Consider the following 22918-nt stretch of genomic DNA (forward strand, 5'->3'; position numbering starts at 1 on the left):
AAAATCAGCCCTCGGAAAACGCGGTTTGCAAAATGCAAACCGCCCGTCCCGCCGCCCGTATGATTGTTTTGCCGCGCCGATACTTTACGCCACACCCATCCCGACAAGGAAAAATAATGATGAAACCGCACAACCTGTTCCAATTCCTCGCCGTTTGCTCCCTGACCGTCGCCGTCGCTTCCGCACAGGCGGGCGCGGTGGACGCGCTCAAGCAATTCAACAACGATGCCGACGGTATCAGCGGCAGCTTCACCCAAACCGTCCAAAGCAAAAAGAAAACCCAAACCGCGCACGGCACGTTCAAAATCCTGCGCCCGGGCCTTTTCAAATGGGAATACACTTCGCCCTACAAACAGACTATTGTCGGCGACGGTCAAACCGTTTGGCTCTACGATGTTGATTTGGCACAAGTGACCAAGTCGTCCCAAGACCAGGCCATAGGCGGCAGCCCAGCCGCCATCCTGTCGAGCAAAACCGCCCTCGAAAGCAGCTACACGCTGAAAGAGGACGGTTCGTCCAACGGCATCGATTATGTGCTGGCAACGCCCAAACGCAACAACGCCGGCTACCAATACATCCGCATCGGCTTCAAAGGCGGCAACCTCGCCGCCATGCAGTTGAAAGACAGCTTCGGCAACCAAACCTCCGTCAGTTTCGGCGGTTTGAATACGAATCCCCAACTCTCGCGCGGCGCGTTCAAGTTTACCCCGCCCAAAGGCGTGGACGTGTTGAGCAACTGATTTGCCGTTTTGAAAAATGCCGTCTGAAAGCCGCCGAGGCTTCAGACGGCATTTTCACGCAGGCGGAACAATGTCCCCCATTACCGCCCGATCGTGCGCCGGAACGGCAAACCCGTGAAAATTAACGGTTGCGCCCCGGCTGTTTTTGCCGTTTAATGCAAACCTTGCTGCACCAAGGGCCAAGAAAGCCGACCGGCCGCCCCCACAGCTTCCGATGCAGGCGGTCCGTCCGTCCCTGCAATGTTTTTTATTTTTGAACGAAAGGTCGAAAACCATGAAAAAAACACTGGTGGCGGCGGCGATCCTGAGCCTCGCCTTGACTGCGTGCGGCGGCGGAAGCGATACCGCCGCCCAAGCCCCCTCCGCCAAGCCCGAAGCCGGACAATCGGGAAAACTCAACATCTACAACTGGTCGGATTATGTCGATCCCGAAACCGTCGCCGCCTTTGAAAAAGAAACCGGCATCAAGACGCGTTCCGATTATTACGACAGCAACGAAACACTGGAGGCAAAAGTCCTGACCGGCAAATCCGGCTACGACCTGACCGCGCCGTCCATCGCCAACGTCGGCCGGCAAATCAAAGCGGGCGCGTATCAGAAAATCGACAAGGCGCAAATCCCCCATTACGGCAACATCGATAAAGATTTGCTGAAAATGATGGAAGCCGTCGATCCGGGCAACGAATACGCCGTCCCCTATTTCTGGGGCATCAACACCTTGGCAATCAACACGCGGCAGGTGCAAAAGGCATTGGGTACGGACAAGCTGCCCGAAAACGAATGGGATTTGGTGTTCAACCCCGAATACACCGCCAAACTCAAATCCTGCGGCATCAGCTATTTCGACAGCGCAATCGAACAGATTCCCTTGGCGTTGCACTATTTGGGCAAAGACCCCAACAGTGAAAATCCCGAAGACATCAAAGCCGCCGTCGATATGATGAAAGCCGTCCGGGGCGACGTGAAACGTTTCAGCTCTTCCGGCTATATCGACGATATGGCGGCGGGCAACCTGTGTGCCGCCATCGGTTACGGCGGCGATTTGAACATTGCCAAAACCCGTGCCGAAGAAGCCGCAAACGGTGTGGAAATCAAAGTATTGACCCCGAAAACCGGCGTGGGCGTGTGGGTGGATTCCTTTATGATTCCGCGTGACGCGCAAAACGTTGCCAACGCCCACCGCTATATCGACTACACGCTCCGGCCCGAGGTGGCGGCGAAAAACGGCAGCTTCGTTACCTACGCGCCCTCCAGCCGTCCCGCGCGTGATTTGATGGAAGCCAAATACACAAACGATCCATCGATTTTCCCGACCAAAGAACTGATGGAAAAAAGTTTCATTGTATCGCCCAAATCCGCAGAATCCGCCAAACTGGGCGTGAAGCTGTGGCAAGGTCTCAAAGCGGGCAAATAACCGGAATCCCTGCCGTCTGAAACCTTTCGGGCGGCAGGAAACGGCGCGTCCGCATTAAGTCAGGATTAGAATTATTTAGGATAATAATATGGATATGAATTTAAGTATCGTTGTTCCTATTTATAATGTCGAAAGTTATTTGGAAGCGTGTTTAAATTCTATAGAACCCATATTAAGTAATGAAAATGTCGAACTTATCCTTGTGAATGACGGGTCAAAAGACGGAAGTGAAGATATATGTTATAAATATATAGATAAAACAACAAACAACAAACAACAAACAACAAACAACAAACAACAAACAACAAACAACAAACAACAAACAACAAACAACAAACACCGGACACCAAATATCAAATATATATATCAGGATAACCAAGGATTGTCGGAGGCGAGAAATACCGGAATAAAAAATTCAAACGGAAAATATATAGTCTTTATTGATTCGGATGATTTTATTAACTGTCAGATTTTGCTGGATTTTCTTGGTAAGGATGATATTGGTATGCCGGATGTGGTTTTTTTAAATGCAGTTAAATATGATAAGGGAAGTGTTTCACATTTTGGCGAAGATTATCAGCTTGAAAAAATACTCAATCAACCCAAAGTCGAAGTTTTGAAAGGATTATGCCGATTTAGAAAATTTCCGGGTTCGGCGTGGAATAAGATTATAAAAAGAGAATTGATTATTAGAGAAAAACTGTTTTTTGAAAAGGGAATTTATTCTGAAGATATCGAATGGTCAATGAGATTATTTAATGCGGCAACAACTTTTTCTTATTTGGACGGTTGTTATTACTATTATCGGCAGGGAAGAAAAGATTCTATTACGGGAACTGTTTCGGAAAAAAGTATAAAGTCATTATTATATATTTTGGAGAAAAATGCGGAAATGGAATTTAATAGGGATATATCAAGTTATCTTTATTCTTTTCTTTCCTACGAATATCTCGTTTTGCTTTTTATCATGACGAGTAAAAATATAGCGTATGATTCTGATATAAAAAGAAGGGCGTATCGTTTAAGGTTTATGCTGTTAAAGTCTAATAAGTTGATATATAAACTGATATTCCCGATAATCACATTATTCGGGGTCGATATTACAGGCAGAATTTTAAAAGTAATCAGAGGGAATGTTTAATAAATCCTTTAACAATATATACCTTACCGAAGGAGGAAAAATGAACGCAATCCGAACTTTCCAAAACCGCACGCCCGAAATCCACGAAACCTGTATGATAGACAAAGCGTGCGTCGTCATCGGCGAAGTCTCGCTTGCCGAAGATGTTTCCGTGTGGCCGTGCGCCGTGTTGCGCGGCGATGTGAACAGCATCACCGTCGGCGCGCGCAGCAATATACAGGACGGCAGCGTCCTGCACGTTTCCCACAAAACCGCCGCCAAACCCGAAGGGTCGCCGCTGATTATCGGCGAAGACGTTACCGTGGGGCACAAAGCGATACTGCACGGCTGCCGCATCGGCAACCGTGTCTTGGTCGGTATGGGCAGCACCGTTTTGGACGATGCCGTGATTGAGGACGAAGTGATGATTGGCGCGGGCAGCCTCGTTCCGCCGCGCAAACGCTTGGCGGGCGGCTACCTTTATATCGGTTCGCCCGTGAGGCAGGTTCGTCTGCTGACCGATGAGGAAAAAGCCTTTTTGAAATATTCCGCCGCGCATTATGTGAAGCTGTCGAAACAGTACGGGATGTGAAATCACACCGGCGTTCTTGCGTCAGCCCCAAATTCACGCGCTTGGACGCACCAGATAACGGCATCTGATGCGCCTTGATTTTGACCGTCTGCATTTGAGTTGCAGGCAAAAATGCCGTCTGAAGACCTTTTTTCGGGTTCAGACGGCATTTTATCGCCGATTACTTTTTAAAGTTTGACCGAATGTTCGCGCGTTTCGTGGAACACGATGTCCGGCCAGCGTTCTTGCGTGAGTCCCAGATTCACGCGGTTAGGCGCAAGGTAGGCGAGGTTGCCGCCTGCGTCTATCGACAGATTGCCTGCATTGGCTTTTTCAAATTCCGCCAGCTTTTTCTTGTCTTCGCATGATACCCAGCGCGCCGACCAGATGGATGCGCTGTCGAACACGGCTTCCACGCCGTATTCGTTGGCGAGGCGCGAGGTAACGACTTCAAACTGCAACACGCCGACCGCACCCAAAATCAAATCTGCGCCGCTCATCGGTTTGAACACCTGTACCGCGCCTTCTTCGCCAAGCTGTTGCAAACCTTTTTGCAGTTGCTTGATTTTCAGCGGGTTTTTGATGCGGACGCTGCGGAACAGTTCGGGCGCGAAGAATGGGATGCCGGTAAATGCCAGTTGTTCGCCTTCGGAGAAGCTGTCGCCGATTTGGATGTTGCCGTGGTTCGGGATGCCGATGATGTCGCCCGCGTAGGCTTCTTCCACCAGCTCACGGTCGTGGGACATGAAGGTTACCACGCTGGAGGCGGCGATTTCGCGGTTGATGCGCAGGTGTTTCATCTTCATGCCGCGCTCGAATTTGCCGGAGCAGACACGCAAAAAGGCGATGCGGTCGCGGTGTTTCGGGTCCATATTGGCTTGGATTTTGAAGATAAATCCAGAAAATTTCGGCTCGTCCGGCTCGACCATGCGCACGGTCGCATCGCGCGGTTTCGGCGCGGGTGCCCAGTCAATCAATGAATTGAGGATTTCCTGAATACCGAAGTTGTTAATTGCAGAGCCGAAGAACACGGGCGTGAGTTCACCGGCAAGGAATTCGTCGAGATTGAACTCGTTGGAAGCCGCCTGCACCAATTCGATTTCGTCGCGCAACTGCTGGATTTCCAACGGAAAGCGTTGTTCCAATTCGGGATTGTCGATGCCTTTGATGATGTCGAACTCGTGCGGCAGGCGTTCGCCGCCCGCTTCAAAGAGATAGATTTCGTCGTTCAGGATGTGGTATACGCCTTTGAAGTTTTTGCCCATGCCGATCGGCCAGGTAACGGGCGCGCAGCGGATTTGCAGGATGTTTTCCACTTCGTCCAAAAGTTCTAGCGAATCGCGCACTTCGCGGTCGTATTTGTTCATAAACGTAACAATCGGCGTATCGCGCAGGCGGCAGACGTTCAAAAGTTTGATGGTTTGCGCTTCCACGCCTTTTGCCGCGTCGATGACCATCAATGCGCTGTCCACGGCGGTCAAAACGCGGTAGGTGTCTTCGGAAAAGTCTTGGTGTCCCGGCGTGTCCAAGAGGTTGACGGTGTGGTCTTTGTAGTCGAACTGCATCACGCTTGATGCCACGGAAATGCCGCGCTGCTTCTCGATTTCCATCCAGTCGGAAGTGGCGAATTTGCCGGTTTTCTTGCCTTTTACCGTACCCGCGCTCTGAATCGCGCCTGAAAACAGCAAGAGTTTTTCGGTCAGCGTGGTTTTACCCGCGTCAGGGTGGGAGATGATGGCAAACGTGCGGCGGCGGCGCACTTGGTCGAGGATTTCTTGGGACATGGTTTTCTTTGCAAAAAGGTTCAGGCCGCTTTTCAGACGGCCCGGACAGTGTTTGAGACGGCGAAATTGTACAAAAAAATGCCTGATAATTCAATGTCGGAGGCGGTCAGTGCGTGCTGCCGTAAATCTCTTTTTCGTCTTTCAGGACGGCATCGGCGGTTTCCCACGCGCCGCCGTTCCAGACTTTGTAAAAGCAGCTTTCGCGCCCGGTGTGGCAGGCGATGCCGCCGTTTTGGGCGATGAGCATCACAATGGCGTCGCCGTCGCAGTCGAGGCGCAGTTCGCGGACTTTTTGCGTGTGTCCCGACTCTTCGCCCTTCATCCATTGTTTTTGGCGCGAACGGCTGTAATAGTGGGCAAAGCCGGTTTCGACGGTTTTTTGCAGGGCTTCGGCGTTCATCCACGCCACCATTAAAACACGTTTGGTTTCGGCATCTTGGGCGATGGCGCAAACCAAACCTTTTTCGTCAAATTTGACGGCTTCAAGCAGGTTTTTATCCATATTTCCTTTCAGACGGCATAGTCGGGGCGGTCAGAGGCGGACTTCGATGCCGGCTTCGCGCATAGCGCGTTTGGCTTCGCGGATGGCGATTTCCCCGAAATGGAAAATGCCGGCGGCAAGTACGGCATCGGCTTTGCCTTCGGTTATGCCTTCAATCAGGTGCCGGACATTGCCGACCCCTCCGGAGGCGATGACGGGGATGTCGACGGCTTCGGCAACGGCGCGGGTCAGCGGCAGGTTGAAACCCTGTTTCGTCCCGTCCCTGTCCATACCGGTGAGCAGGATTTCGCCCGCGCCGCGTTTTTGCATTTCGACCGCCCATTCCACCGCATCCAAACCGGTCGGATTGCGCCCGCCGTGGGTAAAGATTTCCCAGCGTGTGTTTTCGGGGTTGACGGCTTTGGCATCGACGGCGGCGACGATGGCTTGCGAACCGAAAAATCCGGCGGCTTCGTCAATCAGGTCGGGACGGGTAACGGCGGCGGTGTTGATGCTGACTTTGTCCGCGCCGGCATTGAGCAGGCGGCGGATGTCGGCAACGGTGCGTACGCCGCCGCCGACGGTCAGCGGGATGAAGACTTGTTCGGCAACCTCTTCGATGATGTGCAGGATGGTGTCGCGGTTGTCGGATGAGGCGGTGATGTCGAGGAAGGTCAATTCGTCTGCGCCTTCGCCGTTGTAGCGTTTGGCGGCTTCGACGGGGTCGCCCGCGTCGCGCAAACCGATGAAGTTCACGCCTTTGACGACGCGCCCGTCTTTTACGTCGAGACAGGGGATGATGCGTTTTGCCAGTGCCATAATCGGATGCCTTTAGTCGAGGGAATCTGCCAATTGTTGCGCTTGGGCAAAATCGATGCTGCCCTCGTAAATCGCGCGGCCGGTAATCGCGCCTGCTACGCCACGTTTTTCGGCGGCACACAGGGCGCGGATGTCGTCCAAGCCGGTCAGTCCGCCGGAGGCGATGACGGGAATGCGGACGGCTTGGGCGAGTTTGACCGTCGCGTCGATGTTCACGCCGCTCATCATACCGTCGCGCCCGATGTCGGTGTAGATGATGCTGTTGACACCGTCGTCTTCAAAGCGTTTTGCCAAATCAATTACATGATGCCCGGTTACGGTTGCCCAGCCGTCGATGGCGGCCATACCGTCTTTGGCATCCAGCCCGACGATAATCCTGCCGGGGAAGGCTTTGCACGCTTCGCGCACGAAGTCGGGGTTTTTGACTGCCGCCGTGCCGATAATCACGTCGTTCAGGCCCAAATCCAAATATTGTCCGATGGTTTTCAAATCGCGTATGCCGCCGCCGAGCTGTACGGGGATGTCTTTGGCGACGGCGGCGAGGATGTCTTTGATGGCGGGCAGGTTTTGCGGAACGCCGGCAAACGCGCCGTCCAAATCTACCAGATGCAGGCGGCGCGCACCCTGTTTGAACCAGTGCAGCGCGGTTTCGGCGGGCGAATCGGAAAAGACGGTCGCCTCTTCCATCAGCCCTTGTTTCAGGCGGACGCAGCGTCCTTCTTTCAAATCGATGGCGGGTATCAGCAGCATAATTTTTCTCCTTGTGCGGTGCCGTGTCCGGCTTACCAGTTTAAAAAGTTTTTCAACATCGTCAGCCCGGCATCGTGGCTTTTTTCGGTGTGAAATTGCGTGGCGAATACGTTGTCTTTGCCGACGATGCAGGCAAACGGGGACGGGTAGTCGCTTTCGCCCAATATGGTTTCGGGATTTTCGGGGTCGAAATAGTAGCTGTGGACGAAGTAAAAACGCGTGTCTTGGGGAATATCTTTAAACAGCGGGTGGTTTTGGGTTTGGCGCACGGTGTTCCAGCCCATATGCGGGACTTTCAGACGGCATCCCTGCCGGTCGCGGAGGTCGCGGGCAAAGCGTCTGACTTTGCCGCCGAACCAGCCCAAGCCGTCGGTGTTTCCTTCTTCGCTGTGGTCGAATAAGAGTTGCGCACCGACGCAGATTCCGAAAAACGGTTTGTTTTTCAAGGCATCTTTGACTGCCTCGTCCAAGCCGCCGCGCTTCAGTGCCGCCATACAGTCGGGCATCGCGCCCTGCCCGGGAAAAATGACTTTGTCGGCGCGGGACACGCGGTCGGGGTCGCCGCTTAAAAAGATTTCGGTATTTTTTCCGGCAAGCTGCCCCGCCGTCCGGACGGATTTCAATACGGAATGCAGGTTGCCCATACCGTAATCGATAATGGCGGTTTGCATGGCTTCCTCCTCTTTTTTTGCAATATGGCTGCGATTTTAACAAACAAATGTGCCGGGCTGATAAAAATGCCGTCTGAAAACGGGAATCTGTCTTCAGACGGCATAGGGTTCAAACCCGGAAAGCCGTTTGTCAGCCTTCCATTTGTTTTGCCTGAACGGCAGTCAGGGCGATGGTGAACACGATGTCTTCCACCAGCGCGCCGCGCGACAGGTCGTTGACCGGTTTGCGCAGGCCTTGCAGCAGCGGGCCGACGCTCAAGACGTTGGCACTGCGTTGGACGGCTTTATAGGTGCAGTTGCCGGTGTTCAGGTCGGGGAAGACCAAAACGGTTGCCTGTCCTGCGACCGGGCTGCCCAGGGCTTTCGATTTGCCCACGCCCGGTACGGTTGCCGCATCATATTGCAGCGGGCCGTCGATGGCGAGGTCGGGGCGTTTTTCTTGGGCAAGTTTGGTGGCTTCGATGACGGTATCGACATCGGGGCCGCTGCCGGAGTTGATCGTAGAGTAGGAAATCATGGCCACTTTCGGGTCGATGCCGAAGGCTTTTGCGGAATCGGCAGACTGGATGGCGATGTCGGCAAGCTGTTGCGCGGTCGGGTTCGGATTAACCGCGCAGTCGCCGAAGACGAGGACTTGGTTGGGCAGCAGCATAAAGAATACGCTGGACACGAGGCTTGCGCCCGGTGCAGTTTTAATCAGTTGCAAAGCGGGGCGGATGGTGTTGGCGGTGGTGTGAACCGCGCCGGATACCAGGCCGTCCACATCGTTTTGCGCCATCATCATCGTACCGAGTACCACGGTGTCTTGCAGTTGCTTGCGCGCGTCTTCGGGTGTCAGGCCTTTGGATTTGCGCAGTTCGCACATCGGCTCGACGTATTGTTCGACCAATGAGGCGGGATCGATGATTTCCAAAGAGTCGGGCAGGGTGATGCCGCGTTCTTTGGCAACGGCTTCGACTTCTTCGCGTTTGGCAAGCAGGACGCAGCGGGCAATGCCTTTTTCGTGACAGATGGCGGCGGCTTGGACGGTACGCGGCTCGGCACCTTCCGGCAGGACGATGCGTTTGTCGGCTTTGCGGGCGAAGTCGATCAGGTTGTAGCGGAATTGGGCGGGCGAAAGACGTTTGGTTTGTCGGTTTGCCAATACGGATACGTCTTTCAGCGCGTCGCTCGAACCGAAGAAGGTCAGGCCGGTTTTTTCGGCTGCCGCTTCGGCAACGGAGGCTGCCGCACCGTCCACGACAAAACCTTTCAATACGCCCGGCGCGGCGGCGAAGAACTGTTTGGCAAGGTTCAATTGGTGTGCCAGTGCGTCGGCATCGGCATTGTCGGAACGGACGGCGAAGACGGCTGCCGCGTCAAGGGACAATGCCAGTTCGACGTTTTTGCCTGCGAGGTAGATTTTGTCGGCATCGGGCACGATGCCTTCGATGACGAGGTTGGCGGCATCGAGTGCGGCAACTTTGCCGACCAGTGCGTCGAACCAGTCATCGCTTTTGCCTTGCGCCAACAGGGCTTCTGCTTGTGCGTCAAAGGCTTGGAAAACTTGTGCGTTCAGGGCTTTTGCAAAGGCTTGTGCGGCGGCGGATGCGTCAAGTCCGGCAGATACGGGTACGATGAGTACTTTTGCCATGATATATCCTTTCGTATGCTGCGGTGTGCGGCATGTATGTTGGAAGTGTTGGGATTTGAGGGGAAATGTCGGGATAGGCTATTTCCCGTCCGGTTTGCGGAAACAGGTATTTTCTGTTTTTGGGCGGCAGTCGGTCTTACGCTGCCGCGTGTTTCTATATTAACAAATAAATTATGTTTTCAACAAGATGAATATCGCCAGACATTGGCACGCCTTTCAGACGGCATGGTGTTTCCAAACTTACGGGGCAGGTTGTTCCGGGAAAAACAGTGCTTCTGAATTCAAGTAGATGCGTGTCTGTGTGCCGTCTGAAAAATCGGGTGCGTAGGGGGTGTTAAGCGTCAGGATGGTTTGCTCGATTTTCAGGCGGATTTGGATGTGGCGTGCTTTGGGTATGGCGTTGAGGATGGTGGCGGATAATTCGGCAGCATGGGTGTTCGGGCAGTTGAAGCTGAATTGTTCCGGACGGATGAGCAGTGTGCCGCGCGTGCCTGCGGGTAAGGTGTTTCCGACGGGGAGCCTGCCTAATTCGGAGTCTGCCGTACCGTCGGCGTTGAGTGTGGCGGGCAGGGAGATACCTTCGCCGATAAACAGGGCTGTTTCAAGGTCGGCAGGTTGTCGGTACAGTTCGTGGGGGGCTGCAGTTTGGAGAATGCGCCCCTGTTTCATGACGGCAATCCGGTCGGCGTATTGCAGGGCTTCTTCCCGGTCGTGGCTGACGAAAACGGCAGATTTGCCGTTGGCGCGCAGGGCGGCAATCATGTCTTCGCGAATCTGGCGGCGTAACTGTTCGTCCAGTGCGCTGAAGGGTTCGTCCAGCAGGATGAGTTCGGGATCGGGGGCGAGGGCGCGGGCGAGGGCGACACGTTGTTGCTGTCCGCCTGAAAGTTCGTGCGGATGACGGTTTGAGAGTTCGGAAATGCCGGTCAGAGCCATCATGGCTTCGATGCGTTGCCGCTCCTGCGCCGTCTTGCCTTTGCCGTTGCCCAGTCCGTAGGCGATGTTGCGGTAAACGGTCAGGTGGGGGAACAGTACGCCTTCTTGTACGACGTAACCCAAACGGCGTTCGCGGACGGGAAGGTTGGTATTTTCTGAATAGATTGTTCTTCCGTAAAGCGAGATTTCTCCGGAATCGGGCTGTTCAAAACCGGCAAGGCAGCGCAGCAGCGTGGTTTTGCCGCAACCTGATGCACCGATGACGAAGAGGATTTCCCCTTTGCCGAGTGTGAGCGAGATATTTTGCAGAACGGCATGGTTCTGGAAGTTTTTGGTCAGTTGGCGGATTTGGAGTGCGGGCGCGGTCATAGTCGGTCTTTCGCAGCAGTGTTATTTGAAGGCGTATTTTTTCAGTAGGAATACGGGCAGGCCTGAAAACAGTACCAGCATAAGGGCATACGGGGTGGCGGCGGCATATTGTGCGTCTGACGTGTATTCCCAAACGGCGGTGGAGAGCGTGTGGACATCATCTGCGGTCAGCAGCAGGGTGGCGGTCAGCTCTTTCATCAGGTTGAGGAAGACGAGTGCGAATGCGGCGGTAATGCCGGGCAGGATGGACGGCAGCACCAACGTCCTGAAAATAAAGAAGTGTCCGCGCCCCAATGTTGCGCCGACCTGTTCCATGCCTTTGGGGAATTGTTCCAAGGAAGTCCTCAGGGTGGTTTGCGCCATCGGCAGGTAAAGCATGAAATAGGCAAGGACGACGACGATAAAGGTTTGGTAAACGGATGGTGCATAGTTGATGCTGAAATAAATCAGCGACAAGGCGATCACCAGGCCGGGTACGGCGTGCAGCAGGAAGGGCAGCCTGTCTATCCATACGGTCAGCAGGTTGCGGTAGCGTACGGATGCCCAAACCAAGGGCAATGCGCACAAAATGGTCAATAATGCGCCGGCGGCGGATACGCTCATCGATCGGGCAAATGCATCGAATACGGATACGAGTTCAAATGTGCCGGACGAGCCGACCATCATCCAGCGGATAAGGATGCCGAATGGGATGACGATGCTTAAAACCAGCAGCGAGCCAAGAAAAAATACTGTGCAGATTTGCGCAGGCAGCTTCATCGTTTTGACCGGGTAGGGGCGGGCAACGCCTTTGCCGCTGTGATAGAGCTTGGTTTTTCCACGGAAAATGCTTTCTCCAAACACGACGATGCCGCACACCGCCATTAAAACGGCGGACAGCAGCGCGGCGGTGTTATTGTCGAATGACATTTCGTATTCTTGGAAAATGGCGGTGGTAAAGGTTTGGTAGTTGAGTATCGATACCGCGCCAAATTCGACCAGCATATGCAGGGCAATCAGTAACACGCTGCTGCCGATGGCAGGTTTGAGTTGGGGAAGTATGGCAGAAAAGAAAGTTTGCAGGCGGCTTTTACCCAAGGAAAGGCTGACTTCTTCAAACGACAGGCTGATGCGTTTGAGGGCTGCCTCGACCGGCAGGTAGGCGAGGGGAAAAGACGACAGGCTCATAATCATAACGGTTCCCCAAAATCCCTCCACGCGGAAAGTCAGGCTGATCCATGTAAAGCAGCTGACAAATGCAGGTATGCATAAGGGTAGAGTAATTGCCGTCTGAAAAAAGGTTTTGCCGAAAAAGCGGTAACGTTGGAACAAAAGGGCGCAGGCAATGCCCAAAACAATGGAAATCAGGGTTACGCCGAACATCAGCAGCAGGGTGTTTCCCAGCAAATCAAACATGCGTGGGCGGAACAGCAGTTCGTAGGCGCGTGTTGCACCAACCTGCCACGAACGCATGGCGACATAAAGGAAAGGAAGGGTCAGCGGCAAGGCGATAAGCAGGATGAGGGCGGTCAGCCATGAGGGTATTTTGTTGCGGGACATAAATCGGATTCGGATAGAAAACGGTCGGACAGCAGGGTTGTCCGACCGTTTGAACGGAAAAAGTTTATTTCAGACCTGCCTGTTCGAGGAGGCGGGTGGCATTTTCTTGGTCGGCGACGGTGGTTGCCGAGACTTCAGGTGCTTCCAATTTGGCATAAGGTTCCATATTGAACGGGGAAGACACGCCGGCGTGCAGCGGATATTCTGCGCGGACGGAAGTCAAGACCTGCTGTCCTTGTTTGCCGGCAAGGAAGGCGACGAATTTTTGTGCTTCGGCTTTGTTTTGGGAAGATTTCAGCACAGCCGCGCCGGAATAGGTAACGAGTGCGCCCGGGTCTCTGTGGCGGACGAAGTTCAGGCGGGAATGGATGTTGTTCACGCCTTTTTCTTTGGCAAACGCATACCAGTAGTAGTTGTTGATGAGGGCGGCCGGCACTTCGCCGTTTTCGACGGCTTGGAGCGCGACAGTGTTTTTAGCATACAGTTTGCCGTTTTCTTTTAAGCCTTTGAGCCATTTCAGGGCGGCTGCTTCGCCTTTCAGTTTGACGATGGCGACAACCTGTTCCAAGAATGCGCCTGAAGTCGGCACGTAACCGATGCGGTCTTTCCATTTCGGCGTGGCGTAATTCAGGACGGATTTTTCCAAATCTTTTTCAGACAGTTTGCGGGTGTCGTAAACGACGACGCGCGAACGGCCGCTCAATGCCACCCAGTCTTTTTTGGCGGCAACCGGCACGCCTTTGCGGCGTGTGTCGTTAATCGTTTTTGCGGGGAGGGTTTCTAAGAGGTTGGCTGCGGAAAGCGTAACCAGCGGGGGGATTTGTTCGGAATAGAATACGTCGGCGGGGCTTCGGCTGCCTTCTTCTTTGATTTGGCCGGCAAGCTGGTCGCTTTTGCCGCTGTTAATTTTTACTTTGATGCCGGTGGCTTGGGTAAAGGCATCGGCAAGTGCCTGCGTGGCTTCTTTGTGTTGGCCGTTGTACACGGTAATGTCTGCCAGCGCGGGGGCGGCGGCGGTCAGGGCTGCGGCAAGCAGTGCGTATCGGATAGATGTTTTCATATCGATTTTCTCCTAATGAATGAGGGTGTATATCTTGTTAAGACATAACGGGGTGTAGTGTATTCCTTCTTTTTTATAAATGCAAATAATTATTTTTTTAAATTTGTTGTTGTCCGATCCGGTTATGGTTTGTTATGACTTGTATTTTTTCCGTGCATCGCGCCCGTAAGGCGGAAGCGGCGGGTAATGCGTGTCGGAATGTGGGTAAAGGCGGCATTTTGATTTGTCGGAATGCTTGAGAACATCTCCCTTTAAAACGCCGTCTGAACAGGGTTGCCGGAATAGTATTGCCATCCCAACAGATACAGTTTGTCGGGGTCTTGCCAATATTGTTCATCCAGACTGTTCAGCAGTGAGGCGGTTTTGTTGTCGAGATGTTGCGTTATATCCCACATTTCTTTCAGGTTTTTACCTTCCGATTGGAGGTGGCGGATTTCTTTGTCCAATGCGTCTGCCGCCAGATGGATCAGCATTGCGCTGTGTACCGCGCCGATTTTTTTCAGAACGGAACAAGTCTTTTCGGCGGCGGGAAAACCCCAGTTGCAGACAAATTGCAGTATGCCGCCGTTGCCGATATCGGCTTCCGCCCGCCAAATCAAAACCAGCTCCTGTTCCCGTCCGCCCATGCTTTCGAGTTTGCCGTTATGCTGTTCAAAAAGTTTGTCCACCGCCTGCCACATCATCTGTTCGAAGCGGTCGGCTTGGGTATCCGTATCGGTCATCGTGTTCTTGCCTTTTAAAAATGCCGTCTGAACATTTCTTCAGACGGCATCGGGGGTTAAGCCAACACTTCACGCCAGCGTTTGACTTGGAGGCGCACTTGTTCCGGCGCGGTGCCGCCCAAGTGGTTGCGGGCGTTTAAGCTGCCTTCGGGTGTCAGCACGCTGTAAACGTCGTCGGCAATCAAATCGCTGAAACCTTGTAAGACTTCAAGCGGCAGTTCGCTCAAATCGACGCCCGCTTGGTCGGCGTGGCGCACGGCTTGGGCGACGACTTCGTGGGCATCGCGGAAGGGCATACCTTTTTTGACCAGATAATCCGCCAAGTCGGTGGCGGTGGCAAAACCCTGCATTACGGCGGCGCGCATATTGTCGGGTTTGACGGTTACGCCGCGCATCATATCGGCGTAAATCCGCAATGTGTCGATGAGCGTGTCGGCGGTGTCAAACAGCGGTTCTTTGTCTTCCTGATTGTCTTTGTTGTACGCCAAGGGTTGGGATTTCATCAGGGTAATCAGGCCGATAAGGTGTCCGATGACGCGTCCGGATTTGCCGCGCACGAGTTCGGGCACGTCGGGGTTTTTCTTCTGCGGCATAATGGACGAGCCGGTGCAGAAGCGGTCGGCGATGTCGATAAAGCCGAAACGCGGACTCATCCACAAAATCAATTCTTCAGACAGGCGGCTCAGGTGAACCATAATCAGAGAAGCGGCGGCTGTGAACTCAATGGCGAAATCGCGGTCGGATACGGCATCGAGCGAGTTCTGGCAGATTTGTTCAAAGCCCAATAGCTCGGCGGTGATTTCGCGCTGAATCGGGTAGGTCGTCCCGGCAAGGGCGGCTGCGCCGAGCGGCATACGGTTGACGCGGCGGCGGCAGTCCGCCATCCGTTCGTTATCGCGTCCGAGCATTTCGACGTAGGCGAGCATGTGGTGTCCGAAGCTGACAGGCTGGGCGACTTGCAGGTGGGTAAAGCCGGGCATAACGGTTTCGGCGTTTTGTTCCGCCAAATCCAGCAATGCCGTCTGAAGGCTTTGAATCAGGCTTCGGATGACGGTAATTTGGTCGCGCAGCCACAGGCGGATGTCAGTGGCGACTTGGTCGTTGCGGCTGCGGCCGGTGTGCAGGCGTTTGCCCGCGTCGCCGATTTTGTCGGTCAGGCGGCGTTCGATGTTCATGTGGACATCTTCCAAATCGAGCGACCATTCGATTTTGCCGCTGCGGATTTCTTCGAGGATTTCCGCCATACCCCGGCGGATGTCCGCCAAATCGCCTTCGTCCAACACGCCGGTTTCTTTCAACATTTGCGCGTGTGCCAGCGAGCCTTGGATGTCCCATTCGGCAAGCCGTCGGTCGAAACCGATGGAGGCGGTGTATTGTTTGACGAGTTCGGAAACGGGTTCGTTGAAGCGTCCGGACCAGGTTTTGTCGTGCATAAGGATTCCTTGATGGGGTTATTCGGTACGGTATTTTTCCAAAAGGCGGCGGAAGGGTTCGCCGGTTTCGGGGTGTTTTAAACCGTAGGCGACGGTGGCTTCCAGATAGCCCAGTTTGCTGCCGCAGTCGTAGCGCGTGCCTTCAAAGGGGTGCGCCAAGACAAATTCGTGATCGAGCAGCTTGGCGATGCCGTCTGTAAGCTGGATTTCGTTGCCCGCGCCGCGCGGCAGTCCGGTCAGTAAGTCGAAAATGCGCGGGGTAAGGATGTAGCGTCCGACGACGGCAAGGTTGGAGGGCGCGTCTTCGGGCTTGGGTTTTTCGACAATGCCGGTAATGCGTTGGAACTGTTTGAGCTGTTCGGTTTCGACGATGCCGTATGAGCCGGTTTGCGACGGTTCGACGGTTTCTACGCCCAAAATGCTGTTGCCGCTGCGTTCGTACACTTCGACCATTTGTTTGAGCGCGCCTTTGGGGGCATCGATTAAGTCGTCAGCCAAAATCACGGCAAAGGGTTCGTCTCCGATGGCGGCGCGGGCGCACAAGACGGCGTGTCCCAAGCCCAGTGCTTCCGCCTGACGGATGTAGAGGCAGGTAATGTTCGGCGGCAGGATGTTGCGGACGTGTTCCAGAAGTTTGTCTTTATGGCGCATTTCCAACTCGGTTTCGAGTTCGTATGCCTTGTCGAAATGGTCTTCGATGCTGCGTTTGTTGCGTCCGGTTACAAACACCATTTCCGTGCAGCCGGCTTCCACGGCTTCTTCTACGGCGTATTGGATCAGCGGCTTGTCGACGATGGGCAGCATTTCTTTCGGGCTGGCCTTGGTGGCGGGCAGGAAGCGGGTTCCCATCCCTGCGACGGGGAAAACGGCTTTTTTTATCGGTTTCATTCTTTTTCCTTTGTATTGTTTTGATGTTTAAAGGGCGAGTTTGCGGATTAAATCGGCGAGTGCCTGCGCGCGGTGGCTTTCGCGGTTTTTGACCTCCGCATCCAATTCGGCGGCGGTTTTGCCGTGTTCGGGCAGGTAAAAATACGGGTCGTAACCGAAACCGTTTTCACCGGCGGGAACGCCGTTCCACTGCCCGTGCCATACGCCTTCGGCAATAATCGGGCGCGGGTCGTCTTTATGGCGGACAAAAACCAATACGCAGACATAAGAACAGCTTTTGTCGGCTTTGCCGGCAAGTTCGGCGGCAAGTTTCAGGTTGTTGGCGGTATCGGATTTGGGATTGCTGCCCGCGTAACGTGCGGAATGGATGCCCGGCGCGCCGTTTAAGGCGGCGGCACAGATGCCGCTGTCGTCGGCAAGCGCGGGCAGTCCGCTGTATTCGGCGGCATGGCGTGCTTTTGCCAGCGCGTTTTCGACAAAGGTGGGATAGGGCTCCGGACATTCGGGTATGCCGAATTCGGATTGCGGCAATACGGTAATGCCGTATGGTTCGAATAGGTTGCCGAATTCTTTGAGTTTACCTGCATTGCCGCTTGCCAAAACGATTTTTTCCGGTTTTTCAGACATAGCGGTTTTCCTGTGCGGCGGATTGGGCGGCGCGTAGGGATTTGTGCCGCAGGTAGAGGGCGAGTGCGCCGATTTGCCCGAACAGCGCGCCGAATGCGAAAAGAAAGGAGGCGATGGCGAAGGCTTTGCTGCCGACGGTCAGCAGATAAGCACCCAAGAGGACGAGCAGCATAAATGCCAGTGTGAAGAGGGCAACAGACAATAGATAGATTTTTCGGCGGTTCATGGCGTTCGGTCGGAAGCGGTATGTTCGGATTATATCCGATTGGGACGGTATTCCCTAGGGCTTGGAAAAATGCCGTCTGAAGCGGCGTTCAAACGGCAGGGAGGGCGTTATGCCTGTTTGTTCCAACGTTCGATGGATTCTTTGATGACTTTTTTCGCTTCTTCCACACCGCCCCAGGATTCGACTTTGGTCGTACCTGCTTTTTTCAGGTCTTTGTAGTGGTTGAAGTGGAACTCGATTTGTTTGATGAGCTGTTGCGGCAGGTCGGACAAAGTTTTGTAGGCGTTGCCGTTGTTGCGGTCGTCGGCAGGTACGCAGACGATTTTGTCGTCCACTTCGCCGTCATCGACGAATTTCATCACGCCGATAACGCGCGCTTCCAAGAATACGCCGGTTGCCAGAGGCTGTTCGGTAACGAGCAATACGTCCAATTCGTCACCGTCTTCGTCTAATGTTTGGGGAATGAAGCCGTAGTTGGTCGGTTTGGCGAAGATGGCGGGTTCGACGCGGTCGAGTTGGAATGCGGCGAGTTTGCGGTTCCACTCGATTTTGTGGTTGCTGCCGGCGGGGATTTCGTTGACAACGTTGATGATGCCGCCGTCCACGTCGCCGGGGGTCAGGATTTGGTTGAAGTCTGCCATTTGGTTTCCTTTATTTGGGAAAGTTTGAAGTTTGAAAGTATAGCACAAACGTCCGGCTGAAAATGCGCCCGATGCCGTCTGAAAGGGTGTCCGGGCGCGTGTTACCGTTTGCCCAAAAACCTGCCCAGTTCCAGAATCGCGCGCCTGTTGGACGGGGAAAACACTTTTTCCGCCGCTTCTTCCAAGCCGAACCAGCCGTAGGAGACGTGTTCCTCGGGTTGCAGGACGACGGGCGTATCACGCGGGATTTCGGCCCAGAAGACGTGTTCGCGGTTTTCAAACACGCCTTTGGGGTAGCGGTGCCGCCAGTGGTGGTAGATTTCGTAAACCGTGCTGTCGTGCCGGTCTTGGAGCTGCCCGTCCGCCAGCAGGATGCCGGTTTCTTCCCAAACTTCGCGCCTTGCCGTTTGTGCGACGGTTTCGCCCGGTTCGAGGCTGCCGGTTACCGACTGCCAAAACCCTTGCGGATGCGTGCGTTCGATGAGGAGGATACTGCCGTCCCCGTCATGGAGTACGACCAGTGCGGAGACGGGGTATTTGAGCGGTTTTGCCATCGGCATCTTTCGGCGGGCTGAGGTAATGAAGGGGCGGATTATAGCAAACGCCGCACGTTATGGCGTTTATCCTTTTCCGCATCCTTTTCCGCCCGGGCGGGACGCGCTGGCGTTTGCCGGTAAATTTTCCGTTGTGTCAAAAAGATAAGGGCGGTTGTGATTTTAATGCTTGCCAAAGCGTCGGGCGGAAACTATAATCCGCAACTTATCGAGTCGGAGTGTGGCGCAGTCTGGTAGCGCACTTGCATGGGGTGCAAGGGGTCGAAGGTTCGAATCCTTTCACTCCGACCAAAAATATAAGGCAGCCGTTTTTGAAACGGCTGCTTTTTTGTCTGTATAAAGAAAGGTCGTTTGAAACCGTATTTATTGTTTAAGACAACCTCTTAGCTCAAACTTTGAGAACCGCATGTGTGCGTTCCGCACATATGCTGCTTGTTGAGTTTAGGTTTCATATGGTCTATGGCTTGCTAGTTGCACAGGCTGTGCTTGTTAATACTTATTCACCAGCTATTTTGGAATACATATGCTCCACGGACTTGGGTGATAGTGGTGCTTTACACTCGGTGCAATAATCTTTATTAAATGGAGAAATTCCTCTTGAATAAGTTAAATTATTAGCATCAATCTCAAATGATTTGCCATTAAATTTTTGAAAAGAATGGCAATATGGACATATGCTGGCAATCGGAATATAAATAATACAAAAAAGTAATCCAACAACCCAATATATAGTAAATATAATAAGAAAAATATCTTTCTTTAAGAAATTATTGTTTGTAACAATTTCTTGGAGAGTTGCCGCACCAAGTATACAGGCTACGGAAATAAAAAAAATCTTAGGAATTAACATTCTTTTTTGGAATTTTTTCGCAATATACATTGCTTGTTCTTTGTCATCTAATTTTTTCATATCTTTTACTTCTTCCGTTCCAATCCGCCCGTGCCGCCCAATATCCCATTTCAACATACCACCTATTTCCACATGTACAAACTTTCTTGAAATGCCGTCTGAAAAGTTTTCAGACGGCATTTTTTATTTCTTCCAGTAGGCGGGGGTAAAGAGGATGAAGACGGTGAAGATTTCCAGCCTGCCCAAGAGCATGGCGGCAACGCAGATCCATTTCTGCATCACGTCCAAACCGGCGTAATTGCCGGCGGGCCCGACTTCGCCCAGACCGGGACCGGCGTTGGTAATGCAGGCGATGACGGCGGTGAAGGCGGTGGTAAATTCCATACCGCTCGCCATCAGCAGGAAGCTGAAGAGGACGACGGTCATAAAGTAGATGAAGATGAAGGACATAACGGTCAGCGCGAGGCGGTCGGGTATGGCCTTGCCGCTGATTTTGACGGTGCGGACGGCTTTGGGGTGCAGCAGCACCATCATTTCGCGCAGGCTGAATTTGAACAGGACGAGGGCGCGTATGGTTTTGATGCCGCCGCCGGTCGAGCCGGAGTTGGCGAGGATGTTGGCGAGGAAAAACATCCACAGGGAAATCAGGAGCGGCCATTGCGCGAAGTCGGTGTTGGCCAGCCCGTTTGCCAGTCCGATGGAGACGAAGTTGAAGGCGGTGTAGCGTAGGGATTCGGTAAAACCAGCGTAATAGCCGGTGTGCCACAGGTACAGGGCGGCGGCAAGGATGCTGCCGGAGAGCAGCAGCAGCATCGTCCGGCATTCTTCGTCTTTCCAATAGGTTTTGAGGCTGCGGCTGCTGAAGGCGGCGAAATGGCTGGCAAAATTGATGCCGCCGACAATGGTAAAAACGATGATGACTGCTTCGATGAGGGGGGAGTTGTAATAACCGATGCTGGCATCGTGGGTGGAAAACCCGCCCAGCGAGAGGGTCGCCATTGCGTGACAGACGGCATCGAACCAGCCCATCCCGGCAAAATGCAGGCAGGCTGCCGCGAGGATGGTGATCAGGGTGTAGCCGAACCAGAGTTTTTTCGCCACTTGGGAAATGCGCGGCGACATTTTGCTTTCTTTGTCAATGCCGGGGATTTCGGCTTTGAATAATTGCGTGCCGCCTACGCCGAGCATGGGCAGGATGGCGACGGCAAGGACGATGATGCCCATCCCGCCCAGCCAGTTGAGCATATGCCGCCAAAAGTTGACGGATGGGGCGAGCCCGTCGACGTGGGGGATGACGGTCGCGCCGGTGGTGGTCAGTCCCGACATCGATTCAAAAAATGCGTCGGTAAAGCCCATATTCGGGAAATACAGGTACATCGGCATCGCAGCCATAGCGGCAAACGCCAGCCACAACATCAGGACGAGGGTGAAGCCGTCGCGCGGGCGCAGTTCGCGCCTGAACCGGAGGGTGGCGAGCCGGACGATGCACGAGCCGGAAAGGGTAACGGTCGCGGTGGTGGCGAAGGCGGTGTACGCGCCGTCCGAAAAGGCGTAGGAGAGGGCGGCGGGTATCAGCAGGATAAAGGAAAACAGCATACCCAGTCGGGAGAGGACGTGGGCGATGGGCAGGATTTTGTGCATAGTGGGGCGGTCCGTTATTTTGCGAAGCTTTTCCAGTCTATGCCGCCGGCGGCTTGGACTTGGGTAATTTCTTCCGTTTCGAGGTTGACGGCGGTCAGCTGTCCGCCCCACAGCGCGCCGGTGTCCAGCGAGATGACGTTGTCGGCATTCGTGTAGCCCAGCGAGGACCAGTGTCCGAAGATGATGGTGTGGTCGAGGTTTTGCCGGTCAGGGGCTTTGAACCACGGGCGCAGGTAAAGCGGCATTTTTTTCACTGTGGATTTGTAGTCGAAATCCAGTTCGTTTTTAAAGGTCAGGGCGCGCATCCGCGTGAAGGCGTTGACGATGAAGCGCAGGCGGGCATAGCCTTCCAAACCTTCGTCCCACGCGGCCGGTTTGTTGCCGTACATTTTGGAGAAGAATTTGACGTATTTTTTGCCGCGCAGTTCGGCTTCGGCTTCTCCGGCGAGCGATTCGGCTTTGGCGATGCGCCATTGCGGCAGGATGCCGGCGTGTACCATTACGCGGCTGCCGTCACGTATCAAAAGCGGTTGCACACGCAACCAGTCGAGCATTTTTCTGCCGTCGGGGTGTTTGAGTATGGGTTCGATTGTGTCGCTGCGTTTGGGCGCGCCTTCGCCGCAGCCGACGGCGAGCAGGTGCAGGTCGTGGTTGCCGAGGACGATTTGCACGCTGCTTTCGTGCCGGATGCAGAATTGCAGCGTTTCGAGGGATTTCGGGCCGCGGTTGACGATGTCGCCCGTCAGCCAGAGGGTATCCGTGCCGTGGTTGAAGCCGATTTTATCGAGCAGCGCGGTCAGTTCGTCGAAACAGCCTTGGATGTCGCCGATTGCGTAATGTGCCATTGCGGGTGTTGTGAAGTGGGAAAGTGTTGCGGTTCAGACGGCACGGTTGGAAATTTTATGCCGTCTGAACGTGGAATTATGCGTTCAAAACGAGGACGGCTTCGGCTTCGACCTGCACGCCTTTGGGCAGCGTGGCAACGCCGACGGCGGCGCGTGCGGGGAACGGCTCGGCGATAAATTCTGCCATCACTTCGTTGAAGACGGCGAAATTGCCCAAGTCGGTCAGGTAGGCGTTGAGTTTGACGATGTCGTCCAGCGAACCGCCTGCCGCTTCGGCGACGGCTTGCAGATTTTTAAAGACCTGGCGCGCTTCGGCGCGGAAATCGCCGTTGCCGACAACGGTCATGGTGACGGGATCAAGGGGGATTTGACCGCTCATGTAAACGGTGTCGCCCGCGCGCACGGCTTGGCTGTATGCGCCGATGGCGGCAGGGGCTTTGTCGGTGTGGATGATGGTTTTGGCCATGATTTTCTCCTGAAACGGATGCGTGTGAAAGGGGAACGCGGTGTTGCGGATTATCGTACAAAACCGTCTGCTTGTGTAGTTTCAGACGGCATGGATGTTGAAAACAAAAACCGCCGAAAGGCTCGGCGGTTTGCGGAA

At 54.0% G+C, this 22918-nt stretch carries 25 protein-coding genes and 1 tRNA gene; 5 read left to right on the forward strand and 21 right to left on the reverse strand.

Annotated features, from left to right (window positions below; genetic code table 11):
• The first annotated feature begins 116 nt into the window (after positions 1 to 116).
• From lolA to Q9J79_RS02565, 4 genes are all read left to right on the forward strand, one after another.
• Entirely contained in the window at positions 117 to 740 is a 624-nt protein-coding gene (gene lolA / locus Q9J79_RS02550) for an outer membrane lipoprotein periplasmic chaperone LolA (RefSeq protein WP_301912466.1), read from the forward strand.
• A gap of 274 nt (positions 741 to 1014) precedes the next feature.
• A complete protein-coding gene (locus Q9J79_RS02555) occupies positions 1015 to 2154 on the forward strand; it encodes a polyamine ABC transporter substrate-binding protein (RefSeq protein ID WP_301912467.1) in 1140 nt (379 codons plus the stop codon).
• A gap of 94 nt (positions 2155 to 2248) precedes the next feature.
• Positions 2249 to 3295, forward strand: a complete 1047-nt coding sequence (locus tag Q9J79_RS02560) for a glycosyltransferase (RefSeq protein WP_304703321.1) — start codon at positions 2249 to 2251, stop codon at positions 3293 to 3295.
• A gap of 40 nt (positions 3296 to 3335) precedes the next feature.
• Positions 3336 to 3866 carry a gamma carbonic anhydrase family protein gene (locus tag Q9J79_RS02565; protein ID WP_301912469.1) on the forward strand — a complete coding sequence of 177 codons (531 nt, stop codon included), beginning with the start codon at positions 3336 to 3338 and terminating at the stop codon, positions 3864 to 3866.
• Between the two features lie 2 nt (positions 3867 to 3868).
• On the opposite strand, the gene Q9J79_RS02570 is transcribed toward Q9J79_RS02565, so the two are convergent.
• The 17 genes from Q9J79_RS02570 to nudB form a co-directional block, all read right to left on the reverse strand.
• On the reverse strand, positions 3869 to 4015 hold the full coding sequence (locus Q9J79_RS02570) for a peptide chain release factor domain protein (RefSeq protein WP_301912470.1): 147 nt from the start codon (positions 4013 to 4015) through the stop codon (positions 3869 to 3871).
• Positions 4016 to 4033: 18 nt separating this feature from the next.
• Entirely contained in the window at positions 4034 to 5629 is a 1596-nt protein-coding gene (locus tag Q9J79_RS02575) for a peptide chain release factor 3 (protein ID WP_301912471.1), read from the reverse strand.
• Positions 5630 to 5735: 106 nt separating this feature from the next.
• Positions 5736 to 6131: a phosphoribosyl-AMP cyclohydrolase gene (gene hisI / locus Q9J79_RS02580; protein WP_107818559.1), complete on the reverse strand. Its 396-nt coding sequence runs from the start codon at positions 6129 to 6131 to the stop codon at positions 5736 to 5738.
• Between the two features lie 30 nt (positions 6132 to 6161).
• Positions 6162 to 6929 carry an imidazole glycerol phosphate synthase subunit HisF gene (gene hisF / locus Q9J79_RS02585; protein ID WP_301885077.1) on the reverse strand — a complete coding sequence of 256 codons (768 nt, stop codon included), beginning with the start codon at positions 6927 to 6929 and terminating at the stop codon, positions 6162 to 6164.
• 12 nt (positions 6930 to 6941) lie between these two features.
• The gene (gene hisA / locus Q9J79_RS02590) at positions 6942 to 7679 is read right to left on the reverse strand and encodes a 1-(5-phosphoribosyl)-5-[(5-phosphoribosylamino)methylideneamino]imidazole-4-carboxamide isomerase (RefSeq protein WP_301912472.1); all 738 of its coding nucleotides are present in this window, start codon (positions 7677 to 7679) and stop codon (positions 6942 to 6944) included.
• Between the two features lie 32 nt (positions 7680 to 7711).
• On the reverse strand, positions 7712 to 8350 hold the full coding sequence (hisH, locus tag Q9J79_RS02595) for an imidazole glycerol phosphate synthase subunit HisH (protein ID WP_301885074.1): 639 nt from the start codon (positions 8348 to 8350) through the stop codon (positions 7712 to 7714).
• Between the two features lie 130 nt (positions 8351 to 8480).
• Positions 8481 to 9983 (reverse strand): phosphate acetyltransferase, encoded by a 1503-nt coding sequence (pta, locus tag Q9J79_RS02600; protein ID WP_301912473.1) that lies wholly within the window; start codon positions 9981 to 9983, stop codon positions 8481 to 8483.
• A 240-nt stretch (positions 9984 to 10223) separates the two neighbouring features.
• Positions 10224 to 11288, reverse strand: a complete 1065-nt coding sequence (locus tag Q9J79_RS02605; RefSeq protein ID WP_003754017.1) for an ABC transporter ATP-binding protein — start codon at positions 11286 to 11288, stop codon at positions 10224 to 10226.
• Positions 11289 to 11309: 21 nt separating this feature from the next.
• A complete protein-coding gene (locus Q9J79_RS02610; RefSeq protein ID WP_301912474.1) occupies positions 11310 to 12827 on the reverse strand; it encodes an ABC transporter permease in 1518 nt (505 codons plus the stop codon).
• A 64-nt stretch (positions 12828 to 12891) separates the two neighbouring features.
• Positions 12892 to 13887 carry an iron ABC transporter substrate-binding protein gene (locus tag Q9J79_RS02615; RefSeq protein ID WP_301912475.1) on the reverse strand — a complete coding sequence of 332 codons (996 nt, stop codon included), beginning with the start codon at positions 13885 to 13887 and terminating at the stop codon, positions 12892 to 12894.
• A 251-nt stretch (positions 13888 to 14138) separates the two neighbouring features.
• The gene (locus tag Q9J79_RS02620; protein ID WP_301912476.1) at positions 14139 to 14609 is read right to left on the reverse strand and encodes a DMP19 family protein; all 471 of its coding nucleotides are present in this window, start codon (positions 14607 to 14609) and stop codon (positions 14139 to 14141) included.
• 56 nt (positions 14610 to 14665) lie between these two features.
• Positions 14666 to 16042 (reverse strand): argininosuccinate lyase, encoded by a 1377-nt coding sequence (gene argH, locus Q9J79_RS02625; protein WP_301912477.1) that lies wholly within the window; start codon positions 16040 to 16042, stop codon positions 14666 to 14668.
• A gap of 18 nt (positions 16043 to 16060) precedes the next feature.
• The gene (gene galU / locus Q9J79_RS02630; protein ID WP_002217750.1) at positions 16061 to 16930 is read right to left on the reverse strand and encodes a UTP--glucose-1-phosphate uridylyltransferase GalU; all 870 of its coding nucleotides are present in this window, start codon (positions 16928 to 16930) and stop codon (positions 16061 to 16063) included.
• A gap of 27 nt (positions 16931 to 16957) precedes the next feature.
• Complete coding sequence (rdgB, locus tag Q9J79_RS02635; RefSeq protein WP_002248260.1) at positions 16958 to 17557, reverse strand: RdgB/HAM1 family non-canonical purine NTP pyrophosphatase; 600 nt, start codon at positions 17555 to 17557, stop codon at positions 16958 to 16960.
• Positions 17550 to 17783 carry an NGO_0222 family membrane protein gene (locus Q9J79_RS02640; protein WP_002248261.1) on the reverse strand — a complete coding sequence of 78 codons (234 nt, stop codon included), beginning with the start codon at positions 17781 to 17783 and terminating at the stop codon, positions 17550 to 17552. The genes rdgB and Q9J79_RS02640 overlap by 8 nt, the downstream gene beginning before the upstream one ends.
• A gap of 107 nt (positions 17784 to 17890) precedes the next feature.
• A complete protein-coding gene (locus tag Q9J79_RS02645) occupies positions 17891 to 18424 on the reverse strand; it encodes an inorganic diphosphatase (protein ID WP_002248262.1) in 534 nt (177 codons plus the stop codon).
• Positions 18425 to 18525: 101 nt separating this feature from the next.
• Entirely contained in the window at positions 18526 to 18984 is a 459-nt protein-coding gene (gene nudB, locus Q9J79_RS02650; RefSeq protein WP_002248263.1) for a dihydroneopterin triphosphate diphosphatase, read from the reverse strand.
• Positions 18985 to 19192: 208 nt separating this feature from the next.
• Here nudB and Q9J79_RS02655 point away from each other — a divergent pair.
• Positions 19193 to 19269: transfer RNA gene (locus tag Q9J79_RS02655), tRNA-Pro, on the forward strand.
• A 205-nt stretch (positions 19270 to 19474) separates the two neighbouring features.
• Here Q9J79_RS02655 and Q9J79_RS02660 read toward each other — a convergent pair.
• The 4 genes from Q9J79_RS02660 to Q9J79_RS02675 form a co-directional block, all read right to left on the reverse strand.
• A complete protein-coding gene (locus Q9J79_RS02660; RefSeq protein ID WP_301912478.1) occupies positions 19475 to 20008 on the reverse strand; it encodes a hypothetical protein in 534 nt (177 codons plus the stop codon).
• A 3-nt stretch (positions 20009 to 20011) separates the two neighbouring features.
• A complete protein-coding gene (locus tag Q9J79_RS02665; protein ID WP_301912480.1) occupies positions 20012 to 21469 on the reverse strand; it encodes a TrkH family potassium uptake protein in 1458 nt (485 codons plus the stop codon).
• Between the two features lie 14 nt (positions 21470 to 21483).
• Positions 21484 to 22314: a symmetrical bis(5'-nucleosyl)-tetraphosphatase gene (locus tag Q9J79_RS02670; protein WP_301912481.1), complete on the reverse strand. Its 831-nt coding sequence runs from the start codon at positions 22312 to 22314 to the stop codon at positions 21484 to 21486.
• Between the two features lie 76 nt (positions 22315 to 22390).
• Positions 22391 to 22780: a RidA family protein gene (locus tag Q9J79_RS02675; RefSeq protein ID WP_301912482.1), complete on the reverse strand. Its 390-nt coding sequence runs from the start codon at positions 22778 to 22780 to the stop codon at positions 22391 to 22393.
• Positions 22781 to 22918 lie beyond the last annotated feature (138 nt).

This window comes from Neisseria viridiae (assembly GCF_962747995.1).
Classification (GTDB): Bacteria; Pseudomonadota; Gammaproteobacteria; order Burkholderiales; family Neisseriaceae; genus Neisseria; species Neisseria viridiae.